The organism is Micromonospora sp. NPDC003776 (genome assembly GCF_053605645.1).
Genome location: NZ_JBSGJR010000223.1, coordinates 1 through 9,868, shown reverse-complemented (window position 1 = coordinate 9,868; position 9,868 = coordinate 1). Strand labels below are relative to the sequence as shown.

Below are 9,868 nucleotides of genomic sequence, written 5' to 3'. Positions count from 1 at the left end.
GCCGCCGTGGTCGCGGCGGCGGAATCCCCGCTTTCGATGATCGTGGCCGGCGTCGCTGGGTATGAACACCCGTGCCCGCGTTCCGGCGCGAGCGCCGAGAGTGAACCAGGACGACCGGGAGGTCCCGCGCATGAGCAGGCACGACGAGCCCAACGAGTACGGTTTCGCCGGGGCGGGCACCGCCCCCGAGCCACCCCCCGGCGGGCGCTCCGACGAGCAGGACCGCGCCGAGGCGGTCGCGGTGCCGGGCGACGACCTCCTCGACCCGTACGCCGACGCGGTGGAGGAGGAGACCGACGGGACCGAGGAGGAGCGCGCCCGCCGACGGCGCTGATCCCGGAGGTGGCGTGCCGGGCCTACGCGGACTCCTCCTGGTAGACGTCCGGCACGCCGTCCCCGTCGCTGTCCCGGCTCTCCCAAGCCGAGATCCGCCGGTAGACCCGGTTGCGCCGGGCCAGCACCGTCGACGCCAGGACGGCCGCGATCACCGAGCCGAGCAGGACGGCCGCCTTCACCCGCTCGTCCGCGGCGCTGCCGGCCCCGAAGGCCAGCTCGCCGATCAGCAGCGACACGGTGAACCCGATCCCGGCCAGCAGCGCCAGCCCGAACAGGTCGGCCCAGGTGATCTCCTCGTCCAGTTCGGCCCGGGTGAACCGGGCGAGCAGGAACGTCGAGCCGAACACCCCGAGGGTCTTGCCGAGCACCAGCCCGGTGGCCACGCCGATCACCACCGGATCGGTGAGCACGCCGCCCAGGTCCACCTCGACCAGTGACACGCCGGCGGCGAAGAACGCGAAGACCGGCACCGCCAGGCCGGCGGAGATGGGCCGCCAGCGGTGCTCCAGCCGCTCGGCCAGCCCCGGCCGGCCGGTGCGGGACGGCAGTACGGGCACGGCGAAGCCGAGCAGCACCCCGGCGACCGTGGCGTGCACCCCGGAGGCGTGCACCAGCGCCCAGGCCGCCCCGGCGAGCGGGAGCAGCGCCCACCACCAGGTCCGCCGCCGCTGCACGATCAGCGCGAACGCGGCGATCGGCAGCAGCGCCCCGAGCAGCGGCAGGGGATGGAAGTCGGCGGTGTAGAAGACCGCGATGATGACGATCGCGAAGAGGTCGTCCACCACCGCGAGGGTGAGCAGGAAGGCGCGCAGGCCCTGCGGCAGGTGCGAGCTGACCACCGCCAGCACGGCGAGGGCGAAGGCGATGTCGGTGGCGGTGGGGATCGCCCAACCCCGCAGCCCCGCCCCGCCGGCGGTGAGCACCACCGCGACGTAGCAGAGGGCGGGCAGCACCATGCCGCCCATCGCGGCCACCACCGGAAGCGCCGCGCGCCGCGGGTCCCGCAGGTCCCCGGCGACGAACTCCCGCTTGAGCTCCAGCCCGACCACGAAGAAGAAGATCGCCAGCAGGCCGTCGGCGGCCCAGGCGGCGAGACTCAGGTCGAGGTGGAGCCGGTGCGCGCCGGGGAAGGGCACCCAGTCGCCGAGTTCGGCGTACCCGGAGCGCCAGGGGGAGTTGGCCCAGACGAGCGCGACCACGGCCCCGAGCAGCAGCAGGCCACCGCCGACCGTCTCGGTGCGCAGCACGTCGGCCAGGAAACGCGCCTCCGGCCACGATCGCCGGGACAGCAGACGCTCGGATCGGTGGGTGGGCGGGTGGTGGTTGGTCATGCGGTGTCCACCTCAGGGGTCGGCGACGGGACTGCCGACCAGACTTCCCGGCACACCACCACCGACCCTATCCAGGCCCGGCGGGTGCCTGCGAGGTGAAGCGCTGGGACGCTTCTCTCACCAGTTGGATCGGGCGCGTCCCACCGGCGCCGCCCTCAGCGCTGGCCGGGCACCGTGCTGAGCGCCGCCCCGGTGTTCTCGCAGAGTGCCGCCAGCCGCTTCACCAGCTCGTCCGGGTCGGCGTACGGGTCGAGGCCGCGTACCTCCTCCGGGTCCAGCGGTGGCGCCTGCACGTGCGAGATCAGCGGGTGCAGCGGTCGGCTGTCCCGCTCGTCCGCGCCGAACAGGTGCTCGTGCAGCTTCTCGCCGGGGCGCAGACCGGTGTAGACGATGTCGACCGGGCGGTCGGCCTCGGCCGCCAGCCGGCGGGCGACGTCCGCGATCCGGACCGGCTCGCCCATGTCGAGCACCAGCGCCTCGCCGCCGCGCCCGATGCTGGCGGCCTGGAGCACCAGGTGCACCGCCTCCTGCACGGTCATGAAGTAGCGGGTGACCTCGGGGTCCGTGACGGTGATCGGCAGCCCGGCCCGCACCTGGGCCTGGAACGCGGTCAGCACCGAGCCCCGGCTGCTGAGCACGTTGCCGAACCGGACGCTCAGGTACGCCCCGCCGAGCTGCGCGGCGTAGTGGGCGGTGAGCCGCTCGGTGATCCGCTTCGAGTAGCCGAGCACGCTGACCGGGTTGGCCGCCTTGTCGGTGGAGATGTTCACGAACTCGGCGACGTCGCGGCACGCCTCCAGCACGTTGAGCGTGCCCCGGACGTTCGTCATGACCGCCTCGCCGGGGTGCCGCTGGAGCATCGTGAGGTGCTTGAGGGCCGCCGCGTGGAAGACCACGTCCGGCTGCCGGTCGGCGACGATGCGGGCGATTCCCTCGGCGTCGCGGATGTCGGCCAGGATCAGCTCCGGCCCGTCCAGCAGCGCCCGCCCGTACAGCGACATCTCCAGCGCGTGCAGCGCCGACTCGTCCCGGTCCAGCATCATCAGCTCGCTCGGCTCGCAGCGGGCGATCTGGCGGCACAGCTCCGAGCCGATCGACCCGCCGGCCCCGGTCACCAGGACCCGCCGGCCGGTCAGCCCGCTGCGCTCGACGGTCAGCTCGGCCACCCGCTGGGCCCGGCCGAGCAGGTCGGTGAGCTGCACGTCGCGCACGTCGGTCACGGCGACCGGCCGGTCCAGCAGCTCGCGCACCGGGGGGAGGACCTTGAACGCGGCGCCGGCCCGTAGGGTGCGGCCCCGCACGTCGCGCAGCAGCTCCGGGCTCGAGCCGCTCAACGAGAAGATCACGGTACGGGCCCGGGTGGCCTGGATCGCCCCGTCGATCTGCTCCCGGCCGCCCAGCACCCGTAGCCCGTCCAGGCGCAGGTCCCGGTTGTCCGGGTCGTCGTCCAGCAGGCCGACCGGCAGGTACCGGCTGCGTGGGTCGCCGAGGAGCACCCGGACCAGCCGCTCGCTCGCCGCGTCCACCCCGTAGACCAGGCAGCGCTCGGCGGTGCGGGGCGGTCGCCGGTCACGTTCCCGCCGGGCCCGCCAGGTGGCCCGGCCGGCGGCCATCAGCACGAAGGCCACGGTGCCACCGACCAGCGGGGTGGTGGCCGGCACCGGGCGCTGGCTCCAGGGCAGCACGGCGAGCAGCGCCACCAGGGCCGCGAGCCCGACCCGCCAGCCCAGTTCGCGGGCCTCGCCGGCGCTGCCGAGCGGGTGCCGGCCGTGGGTGCGGAACCGCAGCACCGTGACCACGCCGTACCCGACGGCGCAGGCGAGCGCGACGACCAGCGTGCGGGCGCAGGCCGCGGCGGTCAGGTCGAACTCGTAGCGGGTCCAGACGGCACCCAGAAAGCCCCCGCACCAGGCGGCCGTGTCCAGCGTTAACAGGGAAAGGGTGGTCGCCCGGCGGGTGACGCGGGTGCGGGGCCGTGCGGCGTCGTCGGCGGCAGGTTCGCGTTCCATTGGATGCCCTCTACGTGCGGTCCCGGAATGGGAGGATTTGCGGTTAGAGCGGGCTCTGGTCGTTTACATTCTTTGGGTCACTTCTGTCATGTATGAGCGGTTTGGATCCTGACACGGGCAGTGGGCGTTTTAGGGGGTTTTCGTGCAGTTTGATGGTCTGACCGGCGTGTCGCGAGGGGGAACGTGATGGACGTTCTCGGTTACCTGCATCTCGTCCGGCGCCACTGGTGGATCGTGCTGGTGACGTTGATGGCCGCCCTCGGTGCGGCGGCCGCGATCACGGTCCGCACCCCACCCCGGTATGAGGCCTCCGCCACCTTCTTCGTCACCACCCCGAGCCAGGGGGTCTCCGACGCGTACCAGGGCGGGCTCTTTCTGCAGCAGCGGGTGAAGTCGTACGGTGACCTGCTCACCAGCGACCGGCTGGCGCAGAGCGTGGTGGCGCAGAACCCGCTCGGCCTCACCGCCGACCAGGTGCGCCGGCGGATCACCACCAGCACCGAGGTCGGCACCGTGCTGCTCACCGCGACCTTCACCGACACCGACCAGACCCGGGCGTTGAAGATCACCGAGACCCTCGCGACCAAGTTCGTCGAGCTGGTGCAGAAGGTCGAGACGCCGCCGGACGGCCAGGCGCCGCCGATCAAGCTCGAGGTGGTGAGTGGCCCCCGGGTCACCGCCAGCCCGGTCTCCCCGCAGCCGGTCCGCAACCTGGTCCTCGGCGGGGTGCTCGGCCTGCTGCTCGGGGCGGCGTTGGCGGTGCTGCGGGGGATGGCCGACGTGCGGATGCGGGACGCCGCCGCGCTCCAGCGGGTGACCGGCAGCCCACTGCTCGGCGAGATCCCGTTCGAGTCCGGGGCCAAGAACTCCCCGCTGATCGTCGGCGAAGCGGCGAACTCGCCGCGGGCCGAGGCGGTCCGCAAGCTGCGCACCAACCTGCGCTTCGTGGACGTGCACGAGCCGGCCCGGGTCATCGCGGTCACCAGCGCGTTGCAGGGTGAGGGAAAGACGACCATGGCGTGCAACACCGCCATCGCGCTGGCCGAGGCCGGCTGGCGGGTGCTGCTCATCGACGCCGACCTGCGCCGGCCGAAGGTCGCCGACTACCTCGGCCTCGACGGCGGGGTCGGACTCACCGACGTCCTGGTCGGCGACGTCCAGGTGGGCGACGTGGTGCAGCGCTGGGGCGACAAGTCGCTGCTCGTGCTCCCCAGTGGAGCCACCCCGCCCAACCCGAGCGAGCTGCTCGGCTCCAAGGCGATGGCGGATCTGCTGGTGGCGCTGCGCGAGTCGGCCGACATCGTGGTCATCGACACGGCGCCGCTGCTCGCCGTCACCGACGGTGTGGTGGTGGCCGTGCAGGCCGACGGGGCGCTGCTGATCACCCAGCAGGGCCGTACCTCACGCAGCCAGGTGGCGGCCGCCGCCCGCGCCCTGAGCTCCGTCTCGGTCCGGCTGCTCGGCTGCGTGCTGAACATGGCGAAGGTGGCGAAGGCCGACGCCTACCAGTACGAGGCGTACAAGGTGGTCCTCCCGCCCGCGCCGCCGTCCGTCCCGACGGACCGGGCCGGTGTCGCCCGCCGCGGTGGGCGCTCCGGCGGCGACCGTACGCAGGAACTCACCCGGCTGACCCGATGAGCGCCAGCACGGGTCGCAGCGCCCGCTCGATCTCCTCCGCGCAGCGGCGGAAGGCGGCGGGCCGGCCACCGATCGGGTCGCGCAGGTCGTCCGCGTCCGGGCCCGCGGGTTGCAGCCGGGTCCGGGCGAGGGCGGCCGCCTCCACCGCGGCGCGCAGCGGGGAACCGTTGTGCGCCGCGGGGGGTTCGGCCGCGGCGGCCAGCCGGGCGAACTGGCGGAGCGTGAACGTCCGGTGCAGCGCGGCCGGCGCCAGCGACGTGCAGACCGAGCGCTGGCGCCGGGTCGCGGTGAGCACCAGCGTGGCCGCCCGCAGGTGTTCCGCGCGCAGCCGGCGGGTCCGGAAGCCGGCGGGGTCCGCGCCGTTCCCGGCGGCCACCTCGACGGCGTACGGGTGCATGGCGGCGCCGTCCACCGCGTCCGTGCCCGCGCTGGCCACGCCGATCGGCTGGCCGGCGAGGAGCCGGCGCGCGATGTATTCCGCCATCGGCGACCGGCACATGTTGGCGTGGCAGACGAAGAGGACCTCGTCGACCATCTGCACCCCTCTCGTCGGCGCGGTCGCGGCGCGGTTCGCCACGACGGTACGGAGCCGGCCGCGAGGGCCGGACACGGAGGGGATGCGGGCATCGTACGGGGTGCGTCCGACCGGACGCCGCGATGCCGCGCCAGGAGCGCGACCATGAAGATCGGGATTCTGTCCTACCACTTCCCGCCCGAACCGGCGTTCATCCCGGGGAGCCTCGCGGAGGAGCTGGCCGCCCGCGGCCACGAGGTGCGCGTGCTGACCGGCTTCCCGGACTATCCGGGCGGGCACGTCTACCCGGGCTGGCGACAGCGGTGGCGGCACCAGACGCACAGCGAGCGGCTGACCGTCCGGCGGGTGCCCCGGTACGCCGGCGGCGACCGGTCGCCCCGCGCCCGGATGGCCAGCTGGCTCTCCTTCGCCGGCAGCGTCGCCCTGGCGGGTCGCCGCTACCTGGGTGACATGGACGCCCTGTACGTCTTCCAGCTCCCCGCCGTCACCTTCGCCGCCGCCGGACTGCTGCGGCTGCTCGGCCGGGTGCCCACCGTGCTGCACGTGCAGGACGTGTGGTCGGAGGAGCAGCCGGTCCGCTCCGGCGAGACCCGGCCGTGGCCGGGGCGGCTCGACGCCACCGTACGCCGGCTCTACCAGGAGGCCGGGGCGGTCGCCGTCACCGCGCCCTCGATGCGGGACCTGGTGCGCACCGCCGGGGCGGATCCGGCGCGGGTGCGGGTGGTGCTGAACTGGACCGACGAGCGCATCTTCCGGCCGACCCAGCCGAGCCGGGCGGCCGAGCGCCTGATCCGCCGGGACGGCCGCTGCGTGGTGATGCACGCGGGCACGATCGGCGTACGCCAGGGCCTGGAGACCGCGGTGCGCGCGGCGGCCGCCCTGGGGGACCGGATGGATCTGGTGATGGTCGGCTCCGGAGCCGAGGAGCGGCGGGTGCGGGGGCTCGCCGCCGAGCTCCGGGCGGAGAACGTCCGGTTCGTCGAGCGGCGCTCGCCGCTGGACATGCCGGAGCTGTACGCGGCGGCGGACTACCAGCTGGTCATGCTGCGCGACCTGCCCGAGCTGCGCGGCACGGTGCCGGGCAAGCTGCAGGCCGCGCTCTCCTGCGCCGCCCCGGTGGTGGCCTCGGCCGGTGGCGACACGGTGGCCCTGGTGGAGCGGGCCCGGGCCGGGCTCTCCTGCCCGCCGGAGGACTGGGCCGCGTTGGCGGACCGGTTCTGGCTGGCCTCGGCGATTCCGGCCGCCGCGCGCGTCGAGATGGGCCAGCGCGGCCGGGACGTCTACCTGCGGGAGATGTCGCTGCGCGCCGGGGTCGACCGGATCGAGCAGTTGCTCCACGAGGTCTCGGCGGGGAGCGCGCGGGCCGGGCGGTAGCGGCGAACCCAACTCAGAAACGGACACGAGGAACAAACAGCCCGATAACGTCACATAGCGTACCTCATTGTGTTAGACAGCCATTACACCCTTTCGGCTGACTGACGTGGGGAGAGCGATGTGACGGACAGCGGGATGATGCGCCGGTCTCGGCGCGGCTCCCGGCGGCGACGCCGGATCCGCGTACGACGCCTCCTGCTCGCCGGTCTGGTCGTCGTCTCGCTGCTGCTGGCGGGCGGCGGCTGGGTCGGCTTCCGGGGCTGGCGGGCCCGGGCCCACCTGCTCAACGCCGCGGGGTTGGCCAGGGAGCTCAGCGTCGAGGTGGTCGGCGGCGACGCCGGCCGGGCGCAACGGACCCTCGCCGCGCTGCAGGAGCAGGCCGGCGCGGCCCGCAGCGCCACGGGCGACCCCGCCTGGTGGCTCGCCCGGCGGACCCCGTACGCGGGAGACGACATCACGGCGGTGCGGGAGATCGCGATCGCGGTGGACGACCTCGCCCGGCTCGCCTTCCCCACGCTGCTCCGGATCGACCTCGCCTCGCTGGTTCCCCGGGAGGGGCGTCTCGACCTGGCCCGGTTGCGGGCCGTCTCGGCCGAGGTCTCCGCCGCCGATCAGGCGGTCCGGCGGTGCACCGGGCGCCTGGCCGCGGTGCCGACCGGAAATCTCGTCGGGCAGGTGCGGGAGGCCCTCCTCGGGCTCCGGATCGAACTGGACCGCCTCGGCGGGTTGACCGCCGCCGCGGACCAGGGCGCCCGACTGCTGCCGTCGCTACTGGGCGCCGAGGGCCCGCGCAGCTACCTGCTCGTGTCGCAGAACCCGGCCGAGCTGCGGTCCACCGGCGGCATGTTCGGCGCGTACGCGGTGATCCGGGCCGAGGGTGGCCGGGTCCGGATGACCGACCAGGGGACCAGCGGCAGCCTGAGCCAGTTCAATCCGCCGCTGCCGGTCAGCGCCGAGGTCCGCCGGCTCTGGAGCGATCTGCCCGGGATCTTCCCGGCGGACGTCAACCTCGCCCCGGACTTCCCGGCCGCGGCCGCGCTCTACCGGGAGATGGTCCGCCGACGCACCGGGACGACCGTGGACGGCGTGCTGGCGGTGGACCCCGTGGTGCTGTCGTACCTGCTCAACGTCGTCGGTCCGGTGCGGGTGCCGGATCGGGGTGCGCTTTCGGGCGGCACGGCGGTGCGCAGCCTGCTCAGTGACGCCTACCGCGACCTGGGCACCAAGGCGCAGGACGAGTACTTCGCGGCCGCCGCGGCGGCGGTCTTCGACGCGCTCTTCACGAAGACGACCGACGCCCGCGCACTATTGTCCGTTTTCGACCGTTCTGTCACTGAAAGACGGTTATTGTTCTGGAGTGTTCATCCGGAGGAGGAGCGTGTCCTGGGCGACAGCCGGTTGGCCGGGAAGCTTCCGGAGAAGGACACCGTGCCGACGGTCGGCGTGTTCCTCAACGACGGCAGCGGCGCGAAGCTCGGCTACTACCTCCGGTTCTCGGCGACCCTGACGGCCGGCGACTGCCGGTCGGACGGCCGGCGGGAACTGCGGCTGCGGATCACGGTGCACTCCACCGCGCCCGGGTCCGGACTGAGCAGGTCGGTCACCGGGCTGGCCATGTCCGGGAACCCGTACACCGCCCGCACCCTCGTGTCGGTCTACAGCCCGACCGGGGGAGTGGTGCTCGGCGGCCGGCTGGACGGAGAGACCGCCGCCATGGGCAGCGGGACGGACCGGCGCCGCCAGGTGACGGTCGCGACCGTGGACGTGCGGCCCGGGAAGACCCGGACCCTCGACCTCACGCTGCTCAGCGGCACGACCGGCACCGGTACGCCGGAGCTCGTCCTCACCCCCACTGTCACCCCATGGACCACCCAAGTTGTTTCCGCACCAAGCTGTGAACAGTAGGAGGGAATCCATCATGCGGCTATCCCGCATCATCATGGCGCTCACGGTCGGCCTGGCCGTGGCGGCCGTGCCGACCGCGGCGGGGGCGGCGCAGCCGCAACCTTCGCCGACGGCCGGCCAGCCCCAGCCACCGTACGTGCCGCCGACGGCGCAGCTGGCCGTCGAGCCGACCACCATCACCCTCGGCGAGACCTTCACCCTGCACGGCACCGACTTCGCGCCGAACGAGACGGTCACGATCGACGTCATCATCACCGCGTTGCCCGCCGCCGCCCCCGCGCAGGGGACGGCGCGGCGCAGTGACGGCAGCGCCATGGCGCTGGCGCCGGTGGCCTATCCGCAGCCGACGCACTCGGGGCAGCCGGCTCCACTGCACTTCACCGTGCAGGCCGACGGAACCGGCTCGTTCACGGTGCCCTACCGACCGAACCGGCCCGGGCGCCACACCTTCACCGCCACCGGGCAGACCTCGGGGGACACCGCCTCCGCCACCGGCATCGTCCTCCCGCCGCGGCCGACGCGGCCACCGCACCACGGCGGGGGCCTTCCGGTGACCGGTGCCAGCCTCAGCACGCCGCTGAAGCTCGGTGGGGGCCTCGCCGGCGCGGGCGCGGTCCTGGTGCTGCTCTCGCTGGCCTGGCGGCGTCGCTTCGGGACCGGTTCGCGCTGACCCGACAATCGCCGGGCAGGGCCCGGATCGCCCGCGGCGGGCCGGCGGGCGGCCCCGCGCTGGGCCCCCC

At 74.0% G+C, this 9,868-nt stretch carries 8 protein-coding genes; 5 read left to right on the top strand and 3 right to left on the bottom strand.

Going from position 1 to position 9,868, the window contains the following annotated elements:
• Positions 1-130: 130 nt before the first annotated feature.
• Positions 131-334, top strand: a complete 204-nt coding sequence (locus ACWEVO_RS18960) for a hypothetical protein (RefSeq protein WP_452308842.1) — start codon at positions 131-133, stop codon at positions 332-334.
• Positions 335-356: 22 nt separating this feature from the next.
• Here the strand turns inward: ACWEVO_RS18960 and nhaA are convergent, their stop codons facing one another.
• Both nhaA and ACWEVO_RS18950 read right to left on the bottom strand, forming a co-directional pair.
• On the bottom strand, positions 357-1,667 hold the full coding sequence (gene nhaA / locus ACWEVO_RS18955; protein WP_452308841.1) for a Na+/H+ antiporter NhaA: 1,311 nt from the start codon (positions 1,665-1,667) through the stop codon (positions 357-359).
• Positions 1,668-1,822: 155 nt separating this feature from the next.
• Positions 1,823-3,676 (bottom strand): polysaccharide biosynthesis protein, encoded by a 1,854-nt coding sequence (locus tag ACWEVO_RS18950; RefSeq protein ID WP_452308840.1) that lies wholly within the window; start codon positions 3,674-3,676, stop codon positions 1,823-1,825.
• A gap of 186 nt (positions 3,677-3,862) precedes the next feature.
• On the opposite strand from ACWEVO_RS18950, the gene ACWEVO_RS18945 reads away from it, so the two are divergent.
• Positions 3,863-5,314: a polysaccharide biosynthesis tyrosine autokinase gene (locus ACWEVO_RS18945; protein ID WP_452308839.1), complete on the top strand. Its 1,452-nt coding sequence runs from the start codon at positions 3,863-3,865 to the stop codon at positions 5,312-5,314.
• On the opposite strand, the gene ACWEVO_RS18940 is transcribed toward ACWEVO_RS18945, so the two are convergent.
• Positions 5,295-5,849: an arsenate reductase/protein-tyrosine-phosphatase family protein gene (locus ACWEVO_RS18940; RefSeq protein ID WP_452308838.1), complete on the bottom strand. Its 555-nt coding sequence runs from the start codon at positions 5,847-5,849 to the stop codon at positions 5,295-5,297. The two genes, ACWEVO_RS18945 and ACWEVO_RS18940, sit on opposite strands and share 20 nt — an antisense overlap.
• Positions 5,850-5,993: 144 nt before the next feature.
• Between ACWEVO_RS18940 and ACWEVO_RS18935 the strand changes: the two genes are divergently transcribed.
• From ACWEVO_RS18935 to ACWEVO_RS18925, 3 genes are all read left to right on the top strand, one after another.
• Positions 5,994-7,223, top strand: coding sequence for a glycosyltransferase family 4 protein (locus tag ACWEVO_RS18935; RefSeq protein ID WP_452308837.1), 1,230 nt, complete (start codon positions 5,994-5,996; stop codon positions 7,221-7,223).
• Positions 7,224-7,343: 120 nt separating this feature from the next.
• Positions 7,344-9,128 carry a DUF4012 domain-containing protein gene (locus tag ACWEVO_RS18930; RefSeq protein WP_452308836.1) on the top strand — a complete coding sequence of 595 codons (1,785 nt, stop codon included), beginning with the start codon at positions 7,344-7,346 and terminating at the stop codon, positions 9,126-9,128.
• Positions 9,129-9,141: 13 nt separating this feature from the next.
• A complete protein-coding gene (locus ACWEVO_RS18925) occupies positions 9,142-9,798 on the top strand; it encodes a hypothetical protein (protein WP_452308835.1) in 657 nt (218 codons plus the stop codon).
• Positions 9,799-9,868: the final 70 nt, after the last annotated feature.

What these genes read in the sequence shown, in the direction of transcription:
- ACWEVO_RS18960 (WP_452308842.1), top strand. Translation starts at nt 131, where the DNA reads ATGAGCAGGCACGACGAGCCCAACGAGTACGGTTTCGCCGGGGCGGGC.
- nhaA (WP_452308841.1), bottom strand. Translation starts at nt 1,667, where the DNA reads ATGACCAACCACCACCCGCCCACCCACCGATCCGAGCGTCTGCTGTCC.
- ACWEVO_RS18950 (WP_452308840.1), bottom strand. Translation starts at nt 3,676, where the DNA reads ATGGAACGCGAACCTGCCGCCGACGACGCCGCACGGCCCCGCACCCGC.
- ACWEVO_RS18945 (WP_452308839.1), top strand. Translation starts at nt 3,863, where the DNA reads ATGGACGTTCTCGGTTACCTGCATCTCGTCCGGCGCCACTGGTGGATC.
- ACWEVO_RS18940 (WP_452308838.1), bottom strand. Translation starts at nt 5,849, where the DNA reads ATGGTCGACGAGGTCCTCTTCGTCTGCCACGCCAACATGTGCCGGTCG.
- ACWEVO_RS18935 (WP_452308837.1), top strand. Translation starts at nt 5,994, where the DNA reads ATGAAGATCGGGATTCTGTCCTACCACTTCCCGCCCGAACCGGCGTTC.
- ACWEVO_RS18925 (WP_452308835.1), top strand. Translation starts at nt 9,142, where the DNA reads ATGCGGCTATCCCGCATCATCATGGCGCTCACGGTCGGCCTGGCCGTG.